Origin of the sequence: Lactiplantibacillus paraplantarum (assembly GCF_003641145.1) — a bacterium.
In the GTDB taxonomy this organism is placed as follows: domain Bacteria; phylum Bacillota; class Bacilli; order Lactobacillales; family Lactobacillaceae; genus Lactiplantibacillus; species Lactiplantibacillus paraplantarum.
Window position 1 is genome coordinate 144,708 of the sequence record NZ_CP032744.1, and the last position, 26,350, is coordinate 171,057.

The 26,350-nt window shown below is 43.3% G+C and carries 22 protein-coding genes; 18 read left to right on the plus strand and 4 right to left on the minus strand.

The features are described from left to right. Positions 1–153 precede the first annotated feature (153 nt). Complete coding sequence (gene dhaS, locus LP667_RS00665) at positions 154–672, plus strand: dihydroxyacetone kinase transcriptional activator DhaS (RefSeq protein ID WP_021730455.1); 519 nt, start codon at positions 154–156, stop codon at positions 670–672. Here dhaS and dhaQ read toward each other — a convergent pair. Beyond that, entirely contained in the window at positions 669–1,658 is a 990-nt protein-coding gene (gene dhaQ, locus LP667_RS00670; RefSeq protein WP_021730456.1) for a DhaKLM operon coactivator DhaQ, read from the minus strand. The two genes, dhaS and dhaQ, sit on opposite strands and share 4 nt — an antisense overlap. Positions 1,659–1,817: 159 nt before the next feature. Here dhaQ and dhaK point away from each other — a divergent pair, with 159 nt between their 5' ends. From dhaK to LP667_RS00745, 15 genes are all read left to right on the plus strand, one after another. Next, the gene (dhaK, locus tag LP667_RS00675; RefSeq protein WP_033609254.1) at positions 1,818–2,816 is read left to right on the plus strand and encodes a dihydroxyacetone kinase subunit DhaK; all 999 of its coding nucleotides are present in this window, start codon (positions 1,818–1,820) and stop codon (positions 2,814–2,816) included. A gap of 13 nt (positions 2,817–2,829) precedes the next feature. Next, positions 2,830–3,411: a dihydroxyacetone kinase subunit DhaL gene (dhaL, locus tag LP667_RS00680; RefSeq protein WP_021730458.1), complete on the plus strand. Its 582-nt coding sequence runs from the start codon at positions 2,830–2,832 to the stop codon at positions 3,409–3,411. Then, positions 3,408–3,776 (plus strand): dihydroxyacetone kinase phosphoryl donor subunit DhaM, encoded by a 369-nt coding sequence (gene dhaM, locus LP667_RS00685; protein ID WP_021730459.1) that lies wholly within the window; start codon positions 3,408–3,410, stop codon positions 3,774–3,776. Before dhaL ends, dhaM begins: the two co-directional genes overlap by 4 nt. A 14-nt stretch (positions 3,777–3,790) precedes the next feature. Further along, positions 3,791–4,498 carry an MIP/aquaporin family protein gene (locus LP667_RS00690; RefSeq protein ID WP_021730460.1) on the plus strand — a complete coding sequence of 236 codons (708 nt, stop codon included), beginning with the start codon at positions 3,791–3,793 and terminating at the stop codon, positions 4,496–4,498. A gap of 152 nt (positions 4,499–4,650) precedes the next feature. Continuing rightward, positions 4,651–5,670, plus strand: a complete 1,020-nt coding sequence (locus LP667_RS00695) for a LacI family DNA-binding transcriptional regulator (RefSeq protein WP_021730461.1) — start codon at positions 4,651–4,653, stop codon at positions 5,668–5,670. A 37-nt stretch (positions 5,671–5,707) separates the two neighbouring features. Further along, positions 5,708–6,670: a LacI family DNA-binding transcriptional regulator gene (locus LP667_RS00700; RefSeq protein WP_021730462.1), complete on the plus strand. Its 963-nt coding sequence runs from the start codon at positions 5,708–5,710 to the stop codon at positions 6,668–6,670. Positions 6,671–6,685: 15 nt separating this feature from the next. Next, positions 6,686–8,359 (plus strand): alpha-glucosidase, encoded by a 1,674-nt coding sequence (locus tag LP667_RS00705; RefSeq protein ID WP_021730463.1) that lies wholly within the window; start codon positions 6,686–6,688, stop codon positions 8,357–8,359. 255 nt (positions 8,360–8,614) lie between these two features. Further along, positions 8,615–9,868: an extracellular solute-binding protein gene (locus tag LP667_RS00710; protein ID WP_021730464.1), complete on the plus strand. Its 1,254-nt coding sequence runs from the start codon at positions 8,615–8,617 to the stop codon at positions 9,866–9,868. Positions 9,869–9,977: 109 nt separating this feature from the next. Beyond that, a complete protein-coding gene (locus LP667_RS00715; protein WP_021730465.1) occupies positions 9,978–11,267 on the plus strand; it encodes a carbohydrate ABC transporter permease in 1,290 nt (429 codons plus the stop codon). A gap of 4 nt (positions 11,268–11,271) precedes the next feature. Further along, positions 11,272–12,156 carry a sugar ABC transporter permease gene (locus LP667_RS00720; protein ID WP_003641772.1) on the plus strand — a complete coding sequence of 295 codons (885 nt, stop codon included), beginning with the start codon at positions 11,272–11,274 and terminating at the stop codon, positions 12,154–12,156. Between the two features lie 27 nt (positions 12,157–12,183). Further along, entirely contained in the window at positions 12,184–13,014 is an 831-nt protein-coding gene (locus tag LP667_RS00725; protein WP_021730466.1) for a DUF1189 domain-containing protein, read from the plus strand. 33 nt (positions 13,015–13,047) lie between these two features. Further along, the gene (locus LP667_RS00730) at positions 13,048–14,370 is read left to right on the plus strand and encodes an alpha-amylase family glycosyl hydrolase (protein ID WP_021730467.1); all 1,323 of its coding nucleotides are present in this window, start codon (positions 13,048–13,050) and stop codon (positions 14,368–14,370) included. A 98-nt stretch (positions 14,371–14,468) separates the two neighbouring features. Next, a complete protein-coding gene (locus tag LP667_RS00735; protein ID WP_021730468.1) occupies positions 14,469–15,575 on the plus strand; it encodes an ABC transporter ATP-binding protein in 1,107 nt (368 codons plus the stop codon). A 26-nt stretch (positions 15,576–15,601) separates the two neighbouring features. Continuing rightward, the gene (locus LP667_RS00740) at positions 15,602–17,872 is read left to right on the plus strand and encodes a glycoside hydrolase family 65 protein (RefSeq protein ID WP_021730469.1); all 2,271 of its coding nucleotides are present in this window, start codon (positions 15,602–15,604) and stop codon (positions 17,870–17,872) included. 323 nt (positions 17,873–18,195) lie between these two features. Next, positions 18,196–18,468, plus strand: coding sequence for a SemiSWEET family transporter (locus LP667_RS00745; RefSeq protein WP_003641779.1), 273 nt, complete (start codon positions 18,196–18,198; stop codon positions 18,466–18,468). A 77-nt stretch (positions 18,469–18,545) separates the two neighbouring features. On the opposite strand, the gene LP667_RS00750 is transcribed toward LP667_RS00745, so the two are convergent. The 3 genes from LP667_RS00750 to LP667_RS00760 form a co-directional block, all read right to left on the minus strand. Next, the gene (locus LP667_RS00750) at positions 18,546–19,412 is read right to left on the minus strand and encodes a fructokinase (protein ID WP_021730471.1); all 867 of its coding nucleotides are present in this window, start codon (positions 19,410–19,412) and stop codon (positions 18,546–18,548) included. Between the two features lie 81 nt (positions 19,413–19,493). Beyond that, a complete protein-coding gene (locus LP667_RS00755; RefSeq protein WP_021730472.1) occupies positions 19,494–21,653 on the minus strand; it encodes an alpha-galactosidase in 2,160 nt (719 codons plus the stop codon). A gap of 19 nt (positions 21,654–21,672) precedes the next feature. Beyond that, entirely contained in the window at positions 21,673–23,628 is a 1,956-nt protein-coding gene (locus LP667_RS00760; RefSeq protein ID WP_021730473.1) for a sucrose-specific PTS transporter subunit IIBC, read from the minus strand. Positions 23,629–23,883: 255 nt separating this feature from the next. Between LP667_RS00760 and LP667_RS00765 the strand changes: the two genes are divergently transcribed. Together LP667_RS00765 and LP667_RS00770 are read left to right on the plus strand one after the other, a co-directional pair. Continuing rightward, the gene (locus LP667_RS00765; protein WP_021730474.1) at positions 23,884–25,389 is read left to right on the plus strand and encodes a sucrose-6-phosphate hydrolase; all 1,506 of its coding nucleotides are present in this window, start codon (positions 23,884–23,886) and stop codon (positions 25,387–25,389) included. Further along, positions 25,370–26,350 carry a LacI family DNA-binding transcriptional regulator gene (locus LP667_RS00770; protein WP_021730475.1) on the plus strand — a complete coding sequence of 327 codons (981 nt, stop codon included), beginning with the start codon at positions 25,370–25,372 and terminating at the stop codon, positions 26,348–26,350. The genes LP667_RS00765 and LP667_RS00770 overlap by 20 nt, the downstream gene beginning before the upstream one ends.

The window sequence follows — 26,350 nt, forward strand, 5'->3', positions numbered from 1 at the left end:
TATAGTTAGTATAAAAAATATCATCACATTAAACGCTATAACTTGTCATAGCGTTTAATGTGATGACTAATTCATTCATCTATATGGCTCCTGTTGGACAGGAGTCATAGTTATCGATACAATGTGGATAAAACTTAGCATGGAGGCGTCTAGATGGCATATATCACGAAGAAAAAGATTGCGAAAGCATTTCATGATGTTGTCTTGACGAAGGGCTTTAGTCGGACGTCCGTAACGGCAATTATGGATACTGCCGATTTTAGGCGACAAACATTTTATGATTATTTTCAAGATAAATATGAATTATTAACCTGGTTTATTGATGATACATTGGCGGAAACGGTTGAACGTAATCTGAATTATTTGCCCTGGATTGATATTATTAAGCTGGTTTGTTACGAACTAGATGCTAATCGACGGTTCTACGCGGAATGTATTAATTCCCAACATGAAATTGATGTGACCGCGTTAGTTGGTAATCACTTGGCAGCATTGTTAACTGAATTGACACAAACGCATACAGCTGAAACCGCAGCCTTGATTTGGCTACTGTGTTTAGGGATTGCACAATCATTAACACATAATATAGTTGCTAACCATCCTGAAGATTATGAAACATTGTCACAGGATGCAATTGCTGCAATCGAAATGACGCTCAAAATTTTGCGCTAGTTAGGCCAGGCAGCCGTTGTAACTGGCTGATTTAAGGCAGTTAACCAAGCAGGATCAGCTAATTTCAATAGGGTTAGGGACAGGCCATGCATGCCGTTAGAAGTTAAAAAGGTCCCCACCTTATTAAAGTCAATTTCCAATGCAGCTAAAGTGAGTAACTCATGAACATCATTATTGAACACCATGAGCTCCATTGGTGTTGTACCACCGAGTGAATTAACGAAAACCGCGTAATGATCACCGGCGTGCCATTGAAAATTAAGATGGAGTTTACTGATTAATTCTTGTGCCAGCAGTTCCGATGACTGGAAGGGTTCACGTCGATAACCAGGTTCACCATGAATACCAATGCCATAGTAGATTTCTCCCGGATTTAATGTGAACGATACCGTTGCTTGTCCTGGAATATGCGCGCCACTTGCCGCGACACCGATGGTATGAATGTTTGCCACTAGTGTGGATGCAAGTTGATTAAGTTCATTGATGGAAGCACCTTGAACAGCAGCGGCTCCGAGAATTTTATGAACTAAAATGGTGCCAGCAACGCCCCGACGTCGTTGTTTGAGGGAAGCGTTATCAACTGAAATGTCGTCTGCGACAATACATAGTCCGGTTTGCCAGTGTTCTGCTTGTAGTTGCTGTTGAGCAGCAGTGAATGCCGCAACGTCTGCTGGAAAATTCTTAACAATAAAAAAGGCCCGGCGTTGTTGTGTCACTTGCTTAGTAACTTTAATAATTTCTTGTGGTGTGGGTGGTTGAAAGACTTGCCCCATAATGGCGGCTGTCAGCATACCAGTTCCAACGTAGCCCCAGTGCGCTGGGTCATGTCCGCTACCCCCACCAGCAATTAATGGAACCTGATCATCTTGAAAGTTACGGTCATAGCATCCCAATGTATGAGGAACCCATGTTAAATTTGGATAGGCCCATTGAATACCCTGAATAGCTTGATTTAGGGCGTTTTGGGGTTCATTAATGATTTGCATTGAGACACCTTCTTAACTGTTAATTTAACTTTATTATAACGCATCCGAATTAATGGACTAATCGTAAAGTGGCGGACAAAATGAGGAAAGTGTCCATTATTTTTGAAAGCGGATTCATATAAAATGAACTTGTTAATTCGAGAAGGGAAGGACAGCAATATGAAAAAGATTATTAATGATCCTAAAAATGTCGTTGACGAGATGGTAGACGGATTGGTACGTTCCTATCCACAATACTTAACTAAATTATCGGATACAGAAGCGATGGTTCGAAGTGATCAAGCGTCAATGCAAGGTAAGGTTGGCATTGTTAGCGGTGGTGGCAGTGGTCATGAACCTGCCCATGCCGGTTTTGTTGGGCCAGGAATGCTTAGTGCAGCCGTAGCAGGGCAAGTTTTTACATCACCAACGCCAGATCAGATTTATGCTGCTATTAAAGCTGTTGATCAGGGCAAGGGTGTTTTCTTGGTCGTGAAGAACTATTCTGGTGATGTCATGAACTTTGATATGGCTAAGGATATGGCTGAATTAGATGATATTCAAGTTAAATCGATAGTGGTTGATGATGATATTGCTGTTAAGGACAGTCTGTATACTCAGGGTCGGCGGGGAGTTGCGGGAACCGTTTTTATGCACAAGATTCTCGGGGCAGCGGCTGATCAAGGAGCTAGTCTGGATGATTTGGCAAGCTTAGCAAAGCGCGTTTTACCAAAGATTAAAACCATTGCGGTTGCATTATCCGCAGCCACAGTGCCGGAGGTTGGCAAACCAGGTTTTGAGTTGGCAGATGATGAAATTGAGTTTGGCGTTGGTATTCATAGCGAACCAGGCTATCGGCGTGAAAAAATCAAGCCGTCGAAACAGCTTGTCCAAGAATTGTTAGGTAAATTGGATGATGAGGGAAAACTTCAGTCAGATCACCAATACGCGGTTTTAGTGAATGGTATGGGGGCAACCCCCTTGATGGATCAATATGTTTTTTGCCATGACCTATTAGATGAGTTGGCATTGCGTCAAATTAAACCAGCTTTTATGAAGGTTGGTAATTATATGACTTCTATTGATATGGCTGGCATCTCATTGACGATGTTTGAGGTGACTGATCCACAATGGTTAGATTACTTACTGTACCCGGTTAAAACGATTGCGTGGTCATAAGGAGGAACTGAAAATGTTAACAGTTGAAAACACAACGACATGGTTGAACAAATTTGCAGAACAGATTGAACAACACCAAAGCTATTTAAGCGAATTAGATACACCGATTGGTGACGGCGATCATGGTGGTAACATGGCTCGTGGCCTAGCAGCGGTTAAGACAGCACTAGCGACTCAACCAGATGATTTAACTAAACTTTTTCAAGTAACGGCGATGGCATTAATTAGCAAGGTAGGTGGTGCCTCGGGGCCATTATATGGGACGGCGTTCTTAGAAATGGCCAAGCAAAGTAAGACTGATACAGACTTAGACGTCTTGTTAGCAGCTGCGTTAGCTGGAATTGAAAAACGAGGTGGGGCTACAACGGGCGACAAGACGCTAATTGACGTGTGGGCGCCAGTTGTTCAGGCGGTTCAGGCCGGCAAGTTAACACAGACCGTTATTGATGACGCAGTTGCGAGCACCAAGCCGATGGTGGCTAAAAAGGGGCGAGCTTCATATCTAGGTGAGCGTTCCGTGGGTCATCTTGATCCAGGCGCCGTTTCAAGTGGTTATTTATTCACAACGTTATTAGCAACGGAGGGGATCTTATGAGTTTAGGAATTGTGGTTGTCTCACACGTTCCAGAAATTGCTGCCGGTGTCCAACGTCTATTAGCACAAGTTGCTAAGGATGTTTCGATAACGATTGCTGGGGGAACCGATGATCATCAAGTTGGTACCAGCATGGTTAAGATTACACAAGCATTTGAAGCCAATACGGCGGACGAATTATTAGCTTTTTATGATCTCGGTAGTGCCAAAATGAATTTAGAAATGGCCATTGAAATGAGTGACAAAACTGTTCATTTGTATGATACGGCTTTGGTTGAAAGCGCTTATACGGCAGCCTCGTTGTTGCAAGCGGATGTTTCACTTACGGATGTTGAAGCTCAATTAACGCCATTAAAAATAAAGTAGGACGGTGATTAAGCATGCACGGCTTTTTAGGTGAGTTTTTAGGCACCATGGTTTTAATTGTGTTTGGTGTTGGTAGTGGTGCCGCCATGAATTTGAAAGGTAATTATGCACGGCATCAAAATTGGACGTTTATCTGTTTGGCGTGGGGACTAGCGGTCACATTTGGTGTGTATGTTGCTGGCCAATTTGGTTCAGATGGTCATTTGAATCCAGCGGTAACAGTTGGTTTCGCGCTATTTGGTTATTTACCAGTGACCAACGTTGTACCGTATTTATTGGGACAATTCTTTGGTGCTTTCGTCGGTGCCATTATCATTATTATTCAGTATTATCCACACTTTCAAGCAGCCAAAACATCAGCAGATGGCAATCAAGTCGGTATTTTTGCGACTGGGCCGGCCATTAGTAATCCTGTATTTAACTTTCTGAGTGAAACGATTGCGACCTTCTTCTTTATCTTTGTGTTGTTGAATTTAGGTAATTTTACTCAAGGATTAAAACCCTTGATGGTGGGGCTGCTCATTGTAGTTGTAGGACAAACTTTGGGTGGAACGACTGGTTTTGCGATCAATCCAGCACGAGATTGGGCCCCACGGTTAGCCTATACGATACTCCCAGTTCCCAATAAAGGTACTGCTAATTGGAGTTATGCTTGGGTGCCGATGTTTGGACCATTACTAGGCGGGATTTTAGCGGCCGGATTGGAAACGATAATTGGATAGTTTTTTAACAGCTGTGGTTATTTTATTAGCCACAGTTGTTTTGTCATAGGGTATAATTAATAAAATAATGCAAATTTATGCAATCGCTTGCAATGAAGATGAAAACGTTTTATATTTAGTAGGATAGATTCAAATAGATCGGGGGGATCATGATGGCAACTATCAAGGATGTTGCCCAGCGTGCGGGTGTTTCACCTTCTACAGCATCACGTGCAATGCATGGTAGTAAGATTATTAGTAAACCAACACGTGATAAGGTCATTAAAGCGGCGCGAGAATTAAACTATGCGCCAGACTTTAATGCGCAGAACCTAGCAACTAAGGCTAGCAATACAATCGGGGTGGTACTACCTGTGGATCATCACGAGATCTTTTCTAACCCATTTTTCTTAGAGATGATCCGGGGTATCAATGAAGTATGCAGTAAAAATGGGTCAATGACGACATTAGCCACGGGTATTTCAAGTGACGAGCTGGTGCATAATATTGATGTCATGATTGCACAGGGACATATTAGAACTTTCATTTTACTGTATTCTGAAAAGGATGATCCGGTAGTTGAACGGTTGAAACAATTTGACGTTCAATACGTTGTGATTGGTAAGCCTTATCAAGAAGTCAATAAAACATCGTATGTTGATAATGATAATATTCAAGCTGGTACGGATGCGGCCCAATATTTAATTGACCATGGTCATCGCCGGATTGGTTTTTTATATTCTGATTTGTCACGGATGGTTCAAAGTGACCGGATGCTTGGTTATCAACGTGTGATGATGCAAAATCACTTACCAAATATTATGCTGGAAGAACGGTTTGAAACTCATGCAGCGGGTGTAAAAACACTACATAAGTTTTTTGAGCAGTATCCCGATGTTACTGGATTCGTGGCCGTCGACGATATGCTGGCACTGAAACTGCAACAGGTTCTTCATAATGATCCGGACTGGAAAGTAAAACAATTCTCACTAATTGGTTTTAATAATTCGATTTTTTCTGATTTGGCGCATCCCATGTTGACATCGATTGCAGTCTTTCCACAACGTTTGGGTGAAGAAGCTGCCAAGATTGCGATGGCTGATCATCCAGCTGATGAGCTATCGACAGCTGTGATTGTGCCGCATCAAATTGTTAAACGTCACTCAGTTCACCAAATTAAATCTTTACAGTAGTCAGTATATTACTGCTTAATAGGGGGCACTTTTGAGTATGGTAACGCTAAACGATGTCGCAAAAAAAGCCAATGTGTCAAAAATGACTGTTTCACGGGTCATTAATCATCCAGAGCAGGTGCGCCCTGAGTTACGAGAGATGATTTTAAACGTCATGACACAATTGAATTATCATCCTAATGCGGCGGCGCGGGCGCTAGTAGGACGCCGAACCCGGGTTGTCAAACTAACGATTTTTGAAGATATGGACACTACGGAACCTTATTACATGATGCTACTTGCAGGCATTGCGAATGAATTAAATCAGCATCAATACGCCTTACAAATTGCCACTCGAAATAGCTATGAGGTTGGTGAATGTGATGGGTACATTTTAACTGGCATTCGTCAGACTGACTATGCGTGGGTTGAGCGCTTAAATCAGCCGGTGGTCTTTGTTGGTAGTAATCGTCAGGGCTACGACTATGTCGATACGAATAATTATCAGGCGATTCATGAAAGTACGCACTATGCAGCAGAATTGGGATATACGCACCTGGTTTTTATTGGAATTGCAGTTGCGGAGCCCTTTGAGTTGGATCGTGAGCGGGGTTTTCGAGAATATGTTACGGCGCACCATATTAGTGCTCAAATTATTCGTTTAGCCAATCATTCGCACGTTGCAACGGCATACGTGAAGGCTCATTGGTCTGGGTTTCCACGGAATACGGCGTTTATTTGCGCGAGTGATCGGCTGGCAATTGGTGTTGAGACAGCAATTATCAATCAAGGCCGTCAAGTTCCTACAGAATATGGCGTTATTGGTTTTGATGGGGTGTTATTAAATCAGATTGCGGCCAAACGTTTGACGACTATGAAGCAACCGCTTGAAGCGATGGGGCGTGCTGCTGCACGGTTATTGTTAGCCAACATCACTAATTCTAGTAGTCTTTTAAAACCACATGATCAAGCAAAAATAATCATTAATTCACGGTTGTCGGTTGCCGAATCGACCCGTTAAGAGGAGTTTAAACAGATGAGCAAGCATTGGTATGATCAGCAAACAATTTATCAAATTTATCCTAAAAGCTTTAATGATAGTAATCATGATGGTATCGGGGATATTCCGGGTATTACGGCAAAGGTCCCTTATTTGAAACAACTAGGTATTACAACGTTATGGCTAAATCCGATTTATCGGTCCCCCCAGGTTGATAATGGGTACGATGTTTCTGATTATTATCAGGTTGATCCTAGTCTAGGAACCATGGCAGATGTTGAAGCGCTGATTGAGACGGTTCATGAGCATGGCATGTATCTTATTTTTGATTTTGTGTTAAACCATACCTCAGACCAGCATCCGTGGTTTAAGCAAGCAGTAGCCGATCCGCAGAGCAAGTATCGAGACTACTATTTATGGCAAGATCCCGCAGCTGATGGTGGGCGACCCAATAATTGGGGGTCGTTTTTTGGTGGTAGCGTCTGGACGAAAGATCCAGCGGGTGGGCCACAATACTATTTTCATTTGTTTGATAAACGTATGCCGGACCTTAATTGGAAAAATCCAGCGGTTCAACAAGCGATGCGTGATGTCGCTGAGTTTTGGGTTGAAAAAGGGATTGACGGTCTTCGTTTGGATGCCTTTATTCATCTTGCTAAGGCCGATTTTCGCCAAACCTATCCAAGCAAGGGTGGTGAGGCGACCCCGATTATTAGCGATATGTTTTATGCGCATTTGCCAAAAGTTCATCAGTACTTGCATGATTTTGTGGCTGCCATTAAGGCCAAACATCCCGAGACTTATGTGGTTGGCGAAGCATCATCCGCGGATCCACATTTGATGGTTGATTATACGAAGCCAGGAACGGATGAGTGTGATCAGGTGATTACGTTCAGGACTTTTGCGGATGATAATACTCAGGATGACCCAAGCTTTTCTGATATGTTTCAGCCCCGGCCGATGGATGTGACGGTTTATAAGCAAAACACGGTCGGTATTCAAGCGGCACTAGCAGACACCAGCCTCCCCACGCTTTATTGGAATAATCATGATATGGCGCGGGTAGCGACTCGTTATGGCGATCCTGACTATCCACAAGAAAGCGCTAAAGCACTGGCGACAGCCTTGTATTTGCAACGTGGAATTCCAATTATTTATTATGGTGAAGAACTAGGATTAACGAATATTCGTTACCAAAATGTTGATGATTTTGAAGATCAGACGGTACCGACCTTTGTTACCAGCGCAAAAGCTGCTGGCAAATCGATGGCTGAAATCATGATGATGTTGAATCGGACACATAAAATGGCAGGACGGGGACCAATGCAGTGGGATAATACGGCTTATCATGGTTTTTCTGATCACTTACCATGGAAGCATGGTGAGACCGATGGCATGAACGCTCAAGCAGAAATAGCTGATCCCGATAGCATCTATCACTATTATCAGCAACTATTAAGGTTAAAACAGCGTGGACTCTTCACTAACGGACAGTTTATTATGTTGGGAAGTACTGAACAGTTGTTTACTTACCTCATTGATGATGGTAACGAGCGGGCTGCGGTTGTCTGCAATTTAAGCGCACAGACACAAACTTATCCGTTACCATTTGTAGGTGGTGAAGTGTTGCTCACACAGGGACGTGCAATGTGTGAGCAGCGACTAGTTACTTTGCCAGCTTGGGGCAGTATAGTGGTTAAATCGGCATAATCAATGCTAGTGCAAATTTATCCTAAAATTGGTATGCATAAAAAATGTGATGTAATTTAATTAACTTATCAATCTTTATATTAATTGGTATAAAGGCCGATATACGAATAAATCCTAACGTTTGAAAACGTTAGGATTTATTTTTAGCATTATTCTGTTAACGTTAACATTACGAAAACGCTTGCGAAAGCGTTTGCATAGTTGCATAATAAATTATGGTAAATGAATTAAGATACTTCGCAAGGAGGAAGCACTATGAGTACTTGGAAAAAGTTGGGGATGGGTGTCCTAGCCACTGGTTTAGCACTCACGCTCGTAGGTTGTGGTAATAGTAAATCTTCATCTAGTAGTTCAAAGATGGATAAGACGTTAAAGGTTTCGGCGGATCCTTCATATAAGTCGTATATGAAGTCGGTGATTCCAAAGTTTGAAAAGAAGTACAACGTCAAAGTTAAGGTTTCATACAAGGCAATGCTTGATGAAGACGATGCTTTGAAGTTAGATGGCCCTTCAGGCAAAGGTCCTGATGTCTTAATGGCACCATACGACCGGGTGGGTCAAATGGCCTCACAGGGACAATTATCAACGGTTAAGTTGACAAGTGGTCGTTACAACGCAACGGGGAAGAAATCTGTTACTTACAAGAACAAGATTTATGCTGCACCTGTAACGATTGAATCTGATGTTTTGTACTACAACAAGAAGTTGATTAAGACTGCACCTAAGAACTTCAAAGAACTCGAAAAGTTAGCTTCTGACAAGAAGTATGCTTATGCTAATGACAAGACGAAGTCAGTTGCTTTCTTGACACAATGGACTAACTTCTACAACTCCTTTGGGGTTATCAAAGGCTATGGTGGTTATGTCTTTGCTGATGATAACACAAATGCTAAGAAGATGGGCTTGAATAATTCCGGTGCCGTCGAAGGTTTAACTTACATGACCAAGTGGTTTACGAAGTACTGGCCAAGTGGGATGCAAAATGTAACGTCAAACGAAAACTTTGTAACGTCACAATTTACGTCTAACAAGACGGCTGCTGTTATCGATGGTCCTTGGATGGCGGCTACTTATAAAAAATCTAACATCGATTATGGTGTTGCTGTCTTACCTAAGTTAAACAACGGTAAGGATTATCAAGCATTTGCCGGTGGTAAAGCTTGGGCAATCTCAAACTACTCTAAGCACAAGACGGCTGCACAAGCTTGGTTAGACTTCATCTCAAACAAGACTAACCAAAACAAGTTGTACAAGTCTGCTAGCGAAATCCCAGCAAATACGGCTGCTCGTAAGGAAGCTGTAAGTACTGGTGATGACATGGCTACGGCCGTTTCAAAGCAATACGATAAGGATGTTCCTTTGATTAACTTACCACAGATGTCAGAAGTTTGGACACCAGCACAAACAATGGTTACCAACGCTGCTAGTGGCAAGATGACACCAAAGCAAGCTGCTAATAAAGCACAAAAGACGATCTTAACTAATATCTCACAAAAGTATGATAAGTAATTAAAATTGTAATTTAAGGGGGCTGAAACAAAATTCGTTTTGTCTCAGCCTTTTTAAAAGAAAAAATGGACTAAATTCAGAATTTATTTAGGAAAGGGGTGCGGGCGACATGCAAGAAAAAGATGCAAAAAAAGCGCAACGCCTGTCAATTATTCCCGGGCTAGGTCAGCTGTATAATGGTCAGACCATTAAAGGTGTCGGCTTCATCGTTATTCTATTAGCGTTTGTTGCTGAATTCATTTTTGGTGGTTTCAGTGCATTTGCTAACTTAGTCACATTGGGTTCTGTCTCAATGGAAGACAACTCTTTGTTCATGATGATTTATGGGACATTGCAGATTCTATTGACGATCGTTTTCATCGTGTTTTATATTGCGAACCTTTACGATGCTAAACACGTTGCACAATTAATTAATAATGGTAAAAAGGTTTCCCATACGTTTAAAGAATTGGGAGCTAGTCTAGTGGATGGTGGTTTTGCTTATTTATTAACCACACCGGCCTATATCTTAATGATTTTTACGATTGTATTCCCGGTACTAGTTACATTACTGATGGCCTTTACCAACTATGATTTTGCCCATATTCCACCGGCTATGTTACTGGACTGGATTGGGTTCAAGAACTTTACGTCAATGTTCTTCCTGAGTAGTTATCGGGCAACCTTTAACGCTGTCTTTGGTTGGACCGTTATTTGGACGGTATGTGCGACCACGTTACAGATTATTATTGGGATTGCCACAGCCGTGATTGCCAACCAAAACTTTATCAAAGGTAAACGTTTCTTTGGGGTGATTTTCCTACTCCCTTGGGCAATTCCAGCGTTTGTTTCCATTATGAGCTTTTCAAATATTTTTAACGATTCTGCTGGTGCGATTAACGTGCAAGTGATCGGTCTATGGAATACTTTAGTCCCATTTGCCCACATTGCGCCAATCCACTGGATGACAGATACGTTCTGGACCAAAGTTGCTATTATTATGATTCAAGGCTGGTTAGGGTTCCCATATATCTACGTTATGATTACTGGGATTCTACAAGCCATTCCAGAAGATTTATACGAAGCTGCCACGCTAGATGGTGCGACAGTGATGCAAAAGTTCAACAAGATTACGTTGCCAACGATTTTTGCTATCGCAGCGCCAATCTTTGTGACGCAGTATACGTTTAACTTCAATAACTTCTCGATGATCTATCTGTTTAACCAAGGTGGCCCTGGTGATGTCGGTGCTAACGCCGGTGGGACGGATATCCTGATCTCATGGATCTACAAGTTAACAACGGGGACGTCACCACAGTATTCATTGGCCGCGGCCGTTACGTTGATTATTTCCGTCTTAGTTATTGGGATCTCATTGATTGTCTTCAAGAAGACCCACGCGTTTGAAATGGGGGACTAGTGTTATGGATAATGCACAAGCAGTGGCACCTAAGAATGCCAATTCAAAGCAAAATAGCGCGCGTCGGCACCGTTTCTGGAAAGAATTCTTTACGTATCTGTATATGGTCATTCTCGGCATTATTATTATTTATCCCGTTTTGATCACATTCATCACGGCGTTTAAGGATGCTAACGTGCAAGCCTTCGTCCTTGATTTTGGTGGCAAGTGGACGTTGGTTAACTTTAAGAATTTATTTACGCAAACTCTTTATGGTAGCTGGTATCTGAATACCATGATTATTTCCGTTTCATGTATGGTGATTCAAGTGATTGTTGTCACGCTAGCCGGTTATGTCTATAGTCGTTACCGCTTTGCAGGGAAGAAATTCAGTCTGACGTTTTTCATTGTCATTCAAATGGTTCCAACCATGGCTGCTTTGACTGCTTACTATGTCTTAGCTAACATGTTGAATGCTTTGGACCATTACTGGTTCTTGACGGCAATTTACATTGGTGGTGGGATTCCACAAAACACTTGGCTGATGAAAGGATACTTTGATAACGTTCCATATGATTTGGATGAATCAGCTAAGTTAGATGGTGCTGGTAACTTTAAGATTTTCTGGTCAATTGTGTTACCACTAGTTAAACCAATGATTGCGGTTCAAGCATTGTGGGCCTTCATGTCACCGGTTCAAGATTACCTGATGGCGAAGTTCTTATTGACGTCTGAATCACATTACACGGTTGCCGTGGGACTACAAACATTTATTAATAACGCGCAAAATCAACAAGTGGTGCTCTTCTCAGCTGGGGCGATTTTAGTGGCGTTACCAATTGCAGCCTTGTTCTTCTATCTCCAACGGTTCTTCGTTTCAGGATTACTTGCTGGTGGGAGCAAGGGCTAAAACAAATTTTAGTAGGGGTGAAATTAGATGCAGCGTACGAAAAACAAAACAACCGCCTTTCCGGTCCGGTTTTTTGGTAGCCTCTTCTCACCTCGAAGAATGTTTGCCAACCGAGACCAGTTCAACTGGTTGCAAATTATCGTGATATTTATCTTTTTGACGGCGGTCATGGTGATGCCAATTCCGTTTTATTATAATCATCAAACGAATTTTAACTTATCACCATTCTTACCACATATTGATAAGATGATGGCTAGCAATCAGATGCAAACGGCTATGAAAGCCGCGAATTATCATGATCAGCAGTTCAAGGATGTTAAACATCAAGTCATTATTAAAACCAAAGAGAATGTCGCTGGTTTTGACCTCACAGCTGAAGATATGGCAGGACGGCAAAACGTCATTAACTTGCATACAAGTACGTTTCAGGTGAAATCAGTCGGTAGTGAATTTAAGGCAAAATACGTTCCAGGACATGATTTGAAGACGGATGCCCACGCTTTTCTTGTTAACTCCTGGTACCAGAGTAATAAAGTGATGATCGGGTTATTTATGCTCATGGCACTTGGATTGATTATTGTTGGGGTCAACCTAATTCTTGTGAATGGCGCGGCCTTCTTCTTATTCTTGTCACGGCATAATAAGATTACACATATCCGTAATTTCCGCGAAGGGGTTAACTTAACATTAATGATGATGGGCATTGGTAGTCTGTTGGCGATGGTGATTGGCTTAATTCACTTTGATGTCACCATTGAGCTGACGGTGCAGTCATTAAGCTTGGCATTCGTTGTGTTATGGGTATATCTGAAAACAAAATTCAAGGATCCAGAAGTTGATCAAACCATGTTGCTCTAGATCAATTAGTAAGCATAGAAATGAGGAAGATTAATGGCACGCGATACGCAAACGCAATTACGTAACAAAATGATTTACTCAGTCTTTGTTCGGAATTACTCTGAGGCTGGTAATTTTGCTGGCGTAACTGCTGACTTACAACGAATTAAGAATTTAGGGACCGATATTTTGTGGTTACTGCCGATCAATCCGATTGGTGAAGTTAATCGTAAGGGAGTACTTGGTTCGCCATATGCAATCAAGGACTACCGGGGGATTAACCCGGAATATGGGACACTAGCCGATTTTAAAGCATTAACGAATAAAGCACATGAATTGGGTATGAAAGTAATGTTAGATATTGTCTACAATCATACTTCACCCGATTCAGTTCTAGCAACTGAGCATCCAGAGTGGTTTTATCATGATGCGGATGGTCAGCTGATGAATAAAGTTGGTAACTGGAGCGATGTCAAAGATTTAGACTACGGGCACCATGAATTGTGGCAGTATCAGATTGACACGTTGTTATATTGGAGCCAATTCGTTGATGGTTATCGTTGTGACGTTGCGCCATTAGTTCCACTAGATTTCTGGTTGGAAGCACGGCAACAAGTTAATGCGAAGTATCCTGGAACGTTATGGCTAGCAGAGTCGGCTGGAAGTGGCTTTATTCAAGAACTCCGGTCACAGGGTTATACGGGACTATCGGATAGTGAACTTTATCAAGCATTTGATATGACATATGATTACGATGTTTTTGGTGATTTCAAGGATTACTGGCAAGGTCGAAGTACGGTTGACCGTTATGTTGACTTGTTGCAACGGCAAGATGCCACTTTCCCTGGAAATTACGTGAAGATGCGTTTTTTGGAAAATCATGATAATGCGCGAATGATGAGCTTAATGCATAGCGAAGCGGAAGCCGTTAATAATTTAACCTGGATCTTCATGCAACGTGGTATTCCATTGATTTATAACGGCCAAGAATTTCTGGCAACACACCAACCATCCTTATTCGATCGGGACACCATGATTCATGATCGTCATGGTGATGTCACGTCATTAATTCAGAAGTTAGTGGTAATTAAACAGCAAACAATTATGCGGGCTGCTGATTATCAAGTGACCGTCGTTGAGGATGGCATTATTAAAGTAACCTACCGTGCTGATGGTCAAGCTCTAACTGCTTGGATCCCGTTAAAGGGCCAGGTTGCAACGGTAACGACGCAGTTAGGCGATAGCAGTTATCAGAACATGCTAAATGACGCAGTTGTTACAGTGAAAGACAATAAAATAACTGTTAATGGCCAACCAATTATCGTCAAGTACGTTACGGATACGGCATTAACCTCAATTGCTGACCAATCTAACTGATTGATTGGTAGCTTAGACTAATCGATAAAAAAGCAACCGTTTGCGGGCGGTTGCACGCGTAGTAGCTTAGAAGTGAGAAAACAAGGGAGTGGATTTCGATGGTTGAAATGAATCTCGATCACATTTATAAAAAATATGAAGGTAACGATAAATATTCTGTTACTGATATGAATCTTGATATTAAAGATGGTGAGTTCATCTTCTTCATTGGCCCATCTGGCTGTGGTAAATCAACAACATTACGAATGATTGCTGGCTTGGAGGACATCACTGAAGGTGACTTCAAGATGAATGGACAGGTCATGAATGACGTAGAACCAAAGAATCGTGATATTGCCATGGTTTTCCAAACTTATGCACTATATCCTAACATGTCAGTCTTTGACAACATGGCCTTTGGATTAAAGATACGGAAAACTTACAGTAACACTGAAATCAAGAAGCGTGTTGATAATGCCGCTGAACAGTTAGGGTTAACGGATTATCTGCAACGGAAACCAGCCAATTTATCTGGTGGTCAACGGCAACGGGTAGCCCTAGGCCGGGCAATTGTTCGGGATGCGGGGACGTTCTTATTGGATGAACCATTGTCTAACTTGGATGCTAAATTGCGTGTTGATATGCGAACGACAATTGCCCAGATGCATCAACGTTTGAAGACCAATATGATTTATGTTACCCATGATCAAATTGAAGCGATGACGATGGCTGACCGGATCGTGATTATGAATGATGGTAAGATTATGCAAGTTGGGACACCACACGAATTGTATAACGAACCAGTCAATCAATTTGTTGCTGGTTTCATGGGATCACCATCAATGAACTTCTTTAATGCGACTTTGCATGATGGTCGTGTAACGGACGGTGAAGGTCTAGATGTTGCGGTTCCAGAAGGCCAATTAAAGGCTTTGAAAGCGCAAGGCTATGATCAGCAAAAGATGATTGTCGGGATTCGGCCAGAAGATATTCACGCTGAACAAATTGCACTCGAAGCTATGCCAGATTCAATCGTCAAGACCAAGGTCATGGTATCTGAATTCTTAGGTGCTGAAAGCATGCTTTACTGCACGGCTGGTAAGTCCAAGTTTACGGCGCAAGTTGATGCACGTGATTATCATAATCCGGGCGAAAACGTAGAAGTTGCTTTTGAAATGACGAAAGCGCACTTCTTTGACCCTGAAACTAAGGATGTTATTCGGTAATTTCGAACTACGGAGGAGCAACAACCATGAAACGTATTTTTGAAGTAGATCCGTGGCACGTCATTAGTCATGAACTCGTACCAACGGATAAGCGATTACAAGAAAGTATGACCAGCATCGGTAACGGTTATATGGGCATGCGTGGGATGTTTGAAGAACACTATTCTAACGACACACTGAAAGGAATTTACATTGGTGGCGTTTGGTATCCCGATAAGACCCGAGTTGGCTGGTGGAAGAATGGTTACCCAGATTATTTTGGTAAAGTGATCAATTCAGTTAACTTCATCAAAGTCAATATGACGATTGATGGTGATCAGGTTGACTTGGCTAAGGATACGGTCAGTGACTTTACATTGGATCTTGATATGCATACGGGGATCTTACGGCGTTCATTTGTTATTACTAAGGGTGAAAAGCGCGTTCGGTTTATGATTGATCGGTTTGTCAGTGTGGCACAAAAAGAATTATTTGATGTTCACTACAGTGTGCATAACTTGAGTGCGGACCCGGTCCAAATTAGTTTTATTTCTCAAATTGATGCGGACGTCTTCAATGAAGATGCAAACTACGATGAACAATTCTGGCAAGTGCTAGACAAGAGCCATGCGATTACTGGTGGCAGTATGTTTGCAGAGACCAAGCCCAATGATTTCGGAACCCCACGCTTTACACTGGGCATGCAAATGCTACATGCAACGGCTTTTCGGGGCGTTAATGCACCGGAAACTGAAAAGGCGGTCACGAATATCTTCCGGGGAACGTTAGCACCGGACGAGACTAAAAACTTTGAAAAGCGGGTTCTCGTGGTGACTTCACGGGATTATACGGACATGGCGGCCATGCGGGCTGGTTTGGCTGAACTGAGTGAGAAGGTCAGTGCGCAGTCATATGAAGACTTGCGGCAGGCTCATATTGATGGCTGGGCCCAACGGTGGCAGTTATCGGATGTCTTAATTGATGGTGACGATGCGGCACAACAAGGCATTCGCTTCAACTTATTTCAGCTATTCTCAACCTACTATGGTGAAGACAAGCGCTTGAATCTGGGGCCAAAAGGCTTTACTGGTGAAAAGTATGGTGGTGCAACGTATTGGGATACCGAAGCGTTCGGGGTACCATTCTATCTCTCATTGGCGAAACCAGAAGTAACGGAGAATTTACTGGAATACCGTTATAATCAGCTTGCTGGGGCCTTCCATAATGCTAAAATGCAAGGCTTAGCCGGCGCCTTATACCCAATGGTGACCTTCAACGGGATCGAATGCCATAACGAATGGGAAATTACATTCGAAGAGATTCATCGGAACGGGTCAATTGCGTATGCCATCTTTAATTACACGCGTTATACCGGCGATGAGACCTACTTGAAGACTAAAGGGATCGATGTTTTGACGGGGATTTCACGTTTCTGGGCTGATCGGGTTCACTTCTCAGAACGGAATCAGCAGTACATGATTCACGGTGTCACCGGTCCTAACGAGTATGAAAACAACGTGAATAACAATTGGTACACGAATTTTATGGCGCGCTGGACGTTAGAATACACGTTGGCTAGCTTGAAAAAAGTTGATGCCACTAAACGCGCGGACCTTCAGATTACAGATAACGAGCTTGCTAAGTGGCAAGATATTGTTGATCGGATGTACTTCCCACATGATGATCAGCTAGGAATCTTCGTGCAACAAGATGGTTTCCTGGATAAGGATGTTCAGCCGGTTACAAGCATTCCTGCCGATCAACGGCCGATTAATCAACACTGGTCATGGGATCATATTCTACGGTCACCATATATTAAGCAGGCGGATGTCTTACAAGGAATTTATTACTTCATGGATAAATTTACGGCGGAACAGAAGAAACGTAATTTTGACTTCTATGAACCGTTGACCGTCCATGAATCCAGTCTTTCACCAGCCGTCCATGCCATTCTAGCAGCGGACTTACATTATGAGGACAAGGCCGTGGAAATGTATGAACGCACGGCCCGGCTTGACCTTGATAATTATAATAATGATACGGTCGATGGCCTACACATCACGTCGATGACGGGGTCGTGGCTTGCAATCGTTCAAGGCTTTGCCGGCATGCGGGTGAAGGATGATACCTTAGCCTTTGCGCCATTTGTGCCTAAGGCCTGGTCACACTATCAATTCCACGTTAACTTCCGTGGTCGATTGATTAAAGTAGATGTTGATCAGCAAGGAACGACCGTTGAACTGGTTAGTGGGGACCCACTGACTATCGAACTCAATGGTCAAGCTGTTAAGGTTGCCAACACGGTCACAACTAAATAACTGAGAAGACTTGATTGCGGTCTGACCGTAACTGAGCGCAGTCAAGTATCCACCCTAGAATGATCTCAGAATCATTCCAACCTAACTTCTAAATGGACCCGTATCAGTTGATACGGGTCTTTTGGTTTGTGCGTGTGAATAGGAAGCGGTTGACCACAATACAAAGACAATTCGCTATGAGCTCAGTTATAGCGAATTGATAGCAGGCGACATATGACTATCCTTGAATTATTTAGTTAGTGTCGTATAATTTGTCTTTAGGAGGGTGATTATTTATTAAGTACAAAGTTGATAATGGTGCATACCCTAGTGGTAAGGATGCTATTGATCCCAAGCGAGTTAAATATCTGAAACTGATTAGTAAGTTAGCGACGTTTACGTGTATTGCGATGTACGTGTCGTATATTCCGCAAATCATTTCGAATTTCTCAGGTGATCCAGTATCGCCGCTACAGCCACTTGTGGCAATGATTAACGGGATATTATGGACGGGCTATGGCTGGTTCAAGACCTATAAAGATTGGCCCGTTATTATTTCAAATGTTCCCGGGGTGATTTTTGGCTTTATCACTGTTTTAACCGTATATATTCATTAACCGAATGACGAACTGACTATAAACTAAAAGTCCGCTGATACGTTTAAACGCGTATCGACGGACTTTTTTGCAAGGTATTAAGCGTTCTTTAAAGCAGCCTGAGCTAGCAACAGACCACCGGCAATTCCAGAATTGTTACCTAATCCAGCGGGAACGATGTAATCATTCAGTGGTGGGACTTCTTCGTAGCCGTTGAGATAGGCCGCAAATTTTTCGCGAATTATCGGGAAGAGCTGTCGTTGATTCATGACGCCACCATTAAGAATGATTTTATCCGGTGCGAAGGCGACGGTTAGATTGACACACGCTTGCGCGATGTAGTCGGCAATGATTGGCCAGACCGGATCGTCAACGGGAATGTCTTTGCCAGACTTGCCGGTCCGTTTACCAACTGCTGGTCCGGCAGCTAAGCCTTCTAAGCAGATATCATGGTAGGGACAGCTAGATTTGAAATCATCCCCAGGTAACCGATTGAGTCGCATGTGGCCAAGTTCAGTATGAGTTCGACCATTAAAAATCTGATTGTGGCTAATAACACCAGCACCGACACCGGTCCCAATTGTCATATAAATGCTGTTAGGAACGTCTTTGGCGATACCGATCATTGATTCGCCATAAGCAGCTTCGTTAACGTCGGTTGTCCAGTAGAATGGAATATCAAAGCGACTTTTAAGATGACCTAGAAAGTCAAAGTCGCCCCAACCAGGTTTGGGAGTAGTAGTAATGTAACCATATTTAGGATCATCGGGGTTAACACCGATGGGACCAAATGATCCGATTCCAATCGCGTCAACGGGATGAGTCGTAAAATAGTCGTCAACTGCCGCCATGGTTTCAGCGGGAGTTGTCGTGGGGATCGAAATCCGGTCGCTAACTTGTCCGTTCTCAGTGCCCGTGGCACAAACAAATTTTGTGCCACCAGCTTCAATTGCACCTAAAAGCATAGTGTGCCTCCTAATAATCAAAAATGTAGTCTTATTTATTAAATAGTATACGCTTAATTAAAAACTTTGTTAACGATTACATTAACTTTGATGTAAATAAATTAATTGGCTAGTGAAATCAGCGTTGTTGGGTTTGAGTAGAAGCCCAATCGTATTTAACTGGTGACCTGTATAACGATTGCCTGATGAATCAGTATAGGTTAATTCAGCATCGAGATAGTGTAATGGTAATGGGTGCTGAGTTTTGACAGCAGAATTAAGCCCATTTAAGTAACAACAGATTGCTTGCGTTTTATCTGTCGTTACTAGCAACCACGCAACAACGTGTCTTTTTGTCGGTAGACGATAAAAATGGGCCTTGATAAAAGTAGACTTCAGTTGCTGATATTTAATCAAGGCTCCTTGAAGAAGTTGCTGTTCACTAGGGATAAGTTGTTTAGGATTAAGTTCCAATCCTAGTTGCCCGATACAGGCCAATTGTAATCGAGTTTCAAATGGTGTTATTCGGCCATTTTGCGCATTGGGTGATGCGGTTATATGGTTGCTAAATATCCGTGGTGGAAATAGATAACTAAATCCGTTCTCAATCGTTGCTCGGTCGACTGGATCAGTCAAATCGCTTATCCACGTCTGATTGATGTATGGTAGCATACCAAAATCAAACCGGCCGCCACCAGCTGAACAGTTTTCGATAATAAGCTTGGGACAGGCGCGCTTCACGCGTGCGAGAATATCATAAAGTCCACAGACGTAGCGGTAATACAGTTCTCCTTGTTGTGCAGCCGGTAAGTGTGTGCTGCCAACCTGTGTAAGATGGCGATTCATATCCCATTTAAAATAATCGAGTTGGTTATTTTGAACCAAGTTCGTCAGAGTAGTGACTAAGTGGTCACGGACAGCAGCTTGCGAAAGATCTAAGACTAGCTGGTGGCGAGCTGTGATGGGTGTCCGATCAACATATTGTAATACCCAGGCAGGATGTTGTTGGTAGAGCTGACTGTTAGTGGTGATCATCTCTGGTTCCACCCAGAGACCGAAGCCCATTCGATGATGATGGGCTTGTTGGGCAAGGGGTTTCAGACCATTAGGAAATTTAATGGGGTCAACAAACCAGTCCCCCAATTGCCCATTTTCACCGTTACGGTTGACAAACCAGCCGTCGTCTAAGACAAGCATTTGTAAGCCTAACTGGTGGGCGTGTTCGATTAAGTGTTGAACTTTAGACTCCGAAACGGCAAATGTCAGTGTTTCCCAAGTGTTAAGCACACTTGGAATGTTGGTCTGGGAGGGCATCAGCTGATAACTAAAAGCGTGAAATACTTGCGACATGCCGTTAAAACCAGTATTTGTCCAAGTTAACACGGCTTCAGGAGTCTGGAAACTGCTATTTGGTTTTAGCTGCCATTCGAATGTAGTAGGTTCAAGACCAATTGTTAGGCGGCTGTGTTGATATTGATCAAGTTCGACAGTACTGTCGAAGTTACCACTCCATGCTAGTGCACAACCAATAACAGTCCCCGCTAATTCTGTCGTGTTAGGTTCCGCTAGAGCCATGAACGGTTGGTGTTGTGGGCCACTAGTGCCGCGCAGACTTCGAACCGTTTGTAACCCTGGGTGTAAACGGTTAAACGATGGATTAGCTTCATGTGCATGGGTACCGCTTAATGTCAGCGCAATATATTGGTCAGTTGGTAGATCTAGTTGAGCGCTGGATAGAGCTGTTAGTTGCAAATTATTAGTACCGTGATGGTGCAGAGTTGTGCTTCGCAAGATAATCGGCTGATTTTCAAAAATAGTGTAGTTAAGATCCATCTGTAACTTAGTCACTGAATCGGCCAAATGAATGACTAGGGTTGTTACAGGCGTGTGTTTGCTAACGGTTGGTGGCAATTGGCGCGAGTTGATTGGCTGATCATTCACAGAAAAACCAGTATATTCTAAAACTGGCAGTAATTGGTTGTTAGCATCTTTAATAACGTAAGCTGGCTGGCGATAGTCACCACTGCCGATAGTGGAATATTCGAGTGGCAGTGAAGTCACGGAATATGGAAAGCGTTCTGTTGGGTCATTAGCAAAAGCATGGCTACCGGATGGCATCGGCTCAAAGTACGGTTGTTTTGAAAAGTAACGTCCAAAATATCGATGCACTGGGTAACGATGAACTAAAATTTGAATAACATAGCTAATTTGGTCATTATGAAGATTGATTAAGCCGGTTTTGGGGTCATATTCAACAGGCATGACGTCCTCCTAATAAAGTTTAGACAGTTGTAGCAGCAACTGAGCTAGCTGCCGGTTCAGTCAGCGCAACGAGCTGTTCACCAGCTTGGACATTCGTGACTTTGAGTCGTTCAACATTAGCGTAATTGGCCGTATTTGTGACGACTAGCATGACGGTTGGATCATAGTTAGCGGCTTTTAAGGCAGCGACGTCAAACGTTCCGAGTAGATCACCTTGATGAACGGTATCGCCCTTCTGGACGTTAGTAGTGAAGTGTTCGCCATTTAAATTGACCGTATCTAATCCTAAGTGAATCAGAATTTCGGCACCGGCAGTTGTTTTGATGCCATAAGCATGGTGGCTATCATAAGTGACGGTGATGATACCGTCAGCTGGTGCGACGACCTGATCAGCGCTTGGCACGATTGCGGCGCCTTTACCCATGATTTCAGCCGAGAAAACTTGGTCGTTAACTTGTTTGAGACTTTCGCTAGTCCCCGTTACGGGTGCACTGATAATCTCATCATTAACATTGATGACGGTACTAGTTGGTGCTGGTGATTTTACTTGATCACGATCATCACCGAGTGTTCGTTTGGCATAGATAAAGGTTGGAATAAATGCGACGACAAACGAGATGACACCACCGAGTGCGAACGCTGGAATCGACTTTGCAGCAATCGAAATGAACCCGATAACTGATGCGGGACCCATCGCCACGGACAGAACGTGGAATAGCCCTAAGAAAGCTGAAGCAATTCCTGAGGCAATCGCTGCAAAGACAAATGGGAATTTCATCTTGAGGTTGACCCCGAAAATAGCAGGTTCCGTAATTCCGAGTAACGCTGAGATCCCGGCAGAAGAAGTCAGGGCTTTTTGCTTTTGGCTCTTAGTGGCAAAGAAAATAGCTAAAGTGGCAGCACCTTGCCCAATGTTGGCCATTGAGGCGACTGGGAAGATAAAGGAACCACCAGTTTTGGCAACATTGGCCAACAACTGGGTTTCGATTGCTGGGAAAGTTTGATGGAGACCAGTAATAACAATTGCAGAATATAATAAACCAAAGATTCCCATACCAATCCAGCCGGTGCTGTTATATAAGCCTACTAAACCGTTAGTTAATACATCGCTCACCGTTCGTAAGACGGGGCCGACGATTGTAAAAGTTAGGAAACCAGTAATCACAATGGCGAACATCGGGGTAAACGTGAAGTCAAATGCCCCTTTAATGTGTTTATGGAAGAATTTTTCAAGGGTAGCTAGAATGAAGGCGACGCCTAAGACTGGGAGTACTTGGCCTTGATAGCCTGCTTGGGCAACGTGTAAACCAAAGACGTTCCAGTAAACCATCTTACCGGCGGCCATGGTCGTTGCAACGCTATAGCCGTTAACTAGTGATGGTAAGACCATGATCATGCCCATCGTAGCACCCAGATAGGGGTTGCCGCCGAAGCGCTTCGTTGCTGAAAATCCTAAGAGGATGGGCAAGAAAGTAAACGGCGCACTAGCCATCGCGTTAATCATTTCGGCGATACCTTTGAGACCGGGGTAAACTTCAACAACTGACTTGGCCATAAAAAGATGCTCGGCAGTCAAAACGTTGTTTAGTGCCATTAATAGACCCCCAGCAACTAGTGCAGGGACGATTGGAATAAAAATATCAGATAAGACTTTAAGGAAGTCCATTAATGGATTTTTCTTTTGACCCGCAGCGGCAACTGCCTTGATATCATCGGGGGTCGCTTCTTTAAGACCAGTTTTGGCGATTAAGGCGTCATAGACTTTATCGACATCGCCAGGGCCAATAATGATTTGGTATTGGCCGTTAGTTTCGAAGGTCCCCTTAACGTCTGCGTCGTCATCTAAGGCTTGTTGATCGATCTTGGATTCGTCCTTGATGACCAAACGGAGGCGCGTCGCACAGTGGGCGGCGGCTTGAATGTTGTTTTTACCAATTGCATTAAGTACACGGTCAGCAACTTCTTGATGATTCATAATAATTCACTCCCTGAGTCTAAAATTGTTTTTAGTTTAATAATGCAAGCGCTTTACAGACCCAATGATAACAAGTTTGAAAAATATGTCAAGCGTTTGATATAAAATTGAATTGCGTGATAATCTTGTTAAAAAGCCGTATTTGGAATGCTGACATGAAAATATAATATAAAAATGTCAAACGATTGACATATCGGTGTAAGCGGTTTTATAATGGTGACAATTAAGTCGAACGTTGAAAAGGAGCTCATCGTCATGATATGGAATCGTAAAACCCGTTATACCCCTTATGAACAGTGGCCAGCAACTAAGCTACCACAGCTCGTTGCCCAGGCGCGCCAGTCTAAGTGGCGGATGCAACATCATATTCAGCCCGCATCAGGTTTGTTAAATGACCCCAATGGCTTTTCATACTTTGATGGTCAGTGGCACCTGTTCTACCAAGTTTTTCCGTTCGGTCCGGTACACGGACTGAAGTCATGGCAACACGTGACCTCTAAGAACTTGGTGGATTGGCATGATGAGGGCTTAGCGATTCGACCAGATACGCCGTACGACTCACATGGCGCGTACACGGGTACGGCACTACCAATTGATGATCAGTTATTTATTATGTATACGGGTAATGTCCGTACTGCCGACTGGCAACGTGAATCGTATCAATTAGGCGCCTGGATGGACACGGATAATCACATTAAAAAGCTGTCCCGGCCACTAATTGCGCATGCTCCGGCTGGGTACACGAGTTCGTTTCGTGATCCGGACTTGATCCGGACTGACCACGGCTACTACGTGTTGATCGGTGCGCAGACGACTGCTGAAATCGGTGCTATCTTGGTTTATTTCTCAAAGGATCTGACCACCTGGACGTGTCAAGGCGAGTTGAACGTTCCCGCAGATGCACGGGGTTATATGATTGAGTGTCCGAATCTGGTCTGGATCGATCAACAGCCCGTCTTATTGTTCTGTCCCCAAGGGTTATCACAAGCAACGACCCCGTATCAGAATATTTATCCAAACATGTACCTAGTTGCCGATCAATTGGATCTGGCTCAGGCACAATTAACTGAACCCCACGCCCTAACGCAATTGGATGACGGCTTTGACGTGTACGCCACGCAGGCGATCAATGCGCCGGATGGCCGCGCGTTAGCCGTCAGCTGGATTGGGTTACCTGAAATTGCCTATCCAACTGATCGTGAAAATTGGGCCCATTGTTTGAGTTTAGTTAAGGAACTAACGCTTAAAGATGGGCACCTCTATCAAAATCCAGTGGCAGCGGTGGATGATTTACGGACGACGGCGCATGACCTAGTCTTTGAGCAACAACGGGCGACGGTGGCCGCATTGAATGGCAGCTTTGAACTCTTACTGACGGTTCCCGCTGATAAAACGGTTACGGTTAACATCGCTGATCAGCAGGAAAGTGGCCAGTTGCAGGTGACCGTTGATGCCAACCACGGTCAGGTCATGATTGATCGGCGGCATACGGGAAATTCGTTTGCCGAAGATTATGGTCAGACTCGTCAAGTTGAGTTAACGGCCCATCAGACAATAAAAATCCGGCTAATCATAGATGTGTCAGTCTTTGAATGCTATATTGATAATGGCTATTCCGTGATGACCGGTCGGTTCTTCCTAAACGATGTTCCGAGCCGACTTAAGGTTCAAGGTGATTCTAAAACAGTTACCGGTAAAGTCTGGGAATGGCGCCAATCAGAGCATACTGGAGTCGATAACAATGAAACCAAAATTAAATGATGTTGCCAAGCTAGCGGGGGTCTCAGCGACTACGGTTTCCCGGGTCATTAATAACCATGGCTACCTGAGTAGTCAGACTAAAGAAAAAGTTTTCGCGGCGATGCGAGAACTGCATTATCAGCCGAATAATATGGCACGCTCACTGCAAGGAAAGAATACGCGCTTAATTGGCGTCATCTTTTCAGATATTAGTAATCCGTTCTTTGGTGAACTGGTGTCCCGGATTGAAAAAATCTTATTTGCTAAAAATTATAAGGTGATTTTATGTAATAGTGCGGATGATCCGCAAAAAGAACGCGACTACTTACAAATGTTAATGGCTAATCAGGTTGATGGGATTATTGCTGGTGCCCACAACTTAGGCATTGAAGAATATCAACAATACGGCCTTCCGATTATTTCATTTGACCGGTACTTATCCGACAATATTCCCATCGTTAGTTCGGATAATTACCAGGGGGGCTGGCTAGCAACCCAGACATTGCATCAGGCGGGGGCGACTAACGTGGCTATTTTTACAGGTAAGTCACACGCGGGTTCGCCAACGAATGGTCGCCGTGAAGGCTATGAAGCCTACTTAGCGGCCCAACAGCTAACACCCCATGTCCATGAATTACCGTTTGAATTGACCCCCGCGCTGAAGATGATGGAAATTAAGACGATTATGACACAACATCAGTATGATGGTATTTTTTGTAGTGATGATTTGACCGCTTTACTAGTGCTCAACGTCGCGCGACAACTGTCATTAACGGTTCCTGAGCAATTACGCGTTGTTGGTTATGATGGCACGGCGCTCATGCGTGATTATCATTCTGAATTAACAACAGTAGAACAGCCGTTAGCGGATATTAGCACGTTACTGGTTTCTCTACTATTGCAGCGGATTGAGGATGCGAATTGTACACTGGAATCAAAATATACATTACCAGTTAAGCTCATCAAGGGCATTACCGCGTAA

Excerpts from the sequence above, each read along its gene's own strand:
- LP667_RS00760 (WP_021730473.1), bottom strand. The coding sequence starts at position 23,628 with ATGAATCATCAAGAAGTTGCTGACCGTGTACTTAATGCAATTGGTAAA.
- LP667_RS00735 (WP_021730468.1), top strand. The coding sequence starts at position 14,469 with ATGGTTGAAATGAATCTCGATCACATTTATAAAAAATATGAAGGTAAC.
- LP667_RS00770 (WP_021730475.1), top strand. The coding sequence starts at position 25,370 with ATGAAACCAAAATTAAATGATGTTGCCAAGCTAGCGGGGGTCTCAGCG.
- LP667_RS00705 (WP_021730463.1), top strand. The coding sequence starts at position 6,686 with ATGAGCAAGCATTGGTATGATCAGCAAACAATTTATCAAATTTATCCT.
- LP667_RS00765 (WP_021730474.1), top strand. The coding sequence starts at position 23,884 with ATGATATGGAATCGTAAAACCCGTTATACCCCTTATGAACAGTGGCCA.
- LP667_RS00740 (WP_021730469.1), top strand. The coding sequence starts at position 15,602 with ATGAAACGTATTTTTGAAGTAGATCCGTGGCACGTCATTAGTCATGAA.
- dhaQ (WP_021730456.1), bottom strand. The coding sequence starts at position 1,658 with ATGCAAATCATTAATGAACCCCAAAACGCCCTAAATCAAGCTATTCAG.
- dhaL (WP_021730458.1), top strand. The coding sequence starts at position 2,830 with ATGTTAACAGTTGAAAACACAACGACATGGTTGAACAAATTTGCAGAA.
- LP667_RS00720 (WP_003641772.1), top strand. The coding sequence starts at position 11,272 with ATGGATAATGCACAAGCAGTGGCACCTAAGAATGCCAATTCAAAGCAA.
- dhaS (WP_021730455.1), top strand. The coding sequence starts at position 154 with ATGGCATATATCACGAAGAAAAAGATTGCGAAAGCATTTCATGATGTT.
- LP667_RS00710 (WP_021730464.1), top strand. The coding sequence starts at position 8,615 with ATGAGTACTTGGAAAAAGTTGGGGATGGGTGTCCTAGCCACTGGTTTA.
- dhaK (WP_033609254.1), top strand. The coding sequence starts at position 1,818 with ATGAAAAAGATTATTAATGATCCTAAAAATGTCGTTGACGAGATGGTA.
- LP667_RS00755 (WP_021730472.1), bottom strand. The coding sequence starts at position 21,653 with ATGCCTGTTGAATATGACCCCAAAACCGGCTTAATCAATCTTCATAAT.
- LP667_RS00700 (WP_021730462.1), top strand. The coding sequence starts at position 5,708 with ATGGTAACGCTAAACGATGTCGCAAAAAAAGCCAATGTGTCAAAAATG.
- LP667_RS00750 (WP_021730471.1), bottom strand. The coding sequence starts at position 19,412 with ATGCTTTTAGGTGCAATTGAAGCTGGTGGCACAAAATTTGTTTGTGCC.
- LP667_RS00715 (WP_021730465.1), top strand. The coding sequence starts at position 9,978 with ATGCAAGAAAAAGATGCAAAAAAAGCGCAACGCCTGTCAATTATTCCC.
- LP667_RS00730 (WP_021730467.1), top strand. The coding sequence starts at position 13,048 with ATGGCACGCGATACGCAAACGCAATTACGTAACAAAATGATTTACTCA.
- LP667_RS00725 (WP_021730466.1), top strand. The coding sequence starts at position 12,184 with ATGCAGCGTACGAAAAACAAAACAACCGCCTTTCCGGTCCGGTTTTTT.
- LP667_RS00690 (WP_021730460.1), top strand. The coding sequence starts at position 3,791 with ATGCACGGCTTTTTAGGTGAGTTTTTAGGCACCATGGTTTTAATTGTG.
- LP667_RS00695 (WP_021730461.1), top strand. The coding sequence starts at position 4,651 with ATGGCAACTATCAAGGATGTTGCCCAGCGTGCGGGTGTTTCACCTTCT.
- dhaM (WP_021730459.1), top strand. The coding sequence starts at position 3,408 with ATGAGTTTAGGAATTGTGGTTGTCTCACACGTTCCAGAAATTGCTGCC.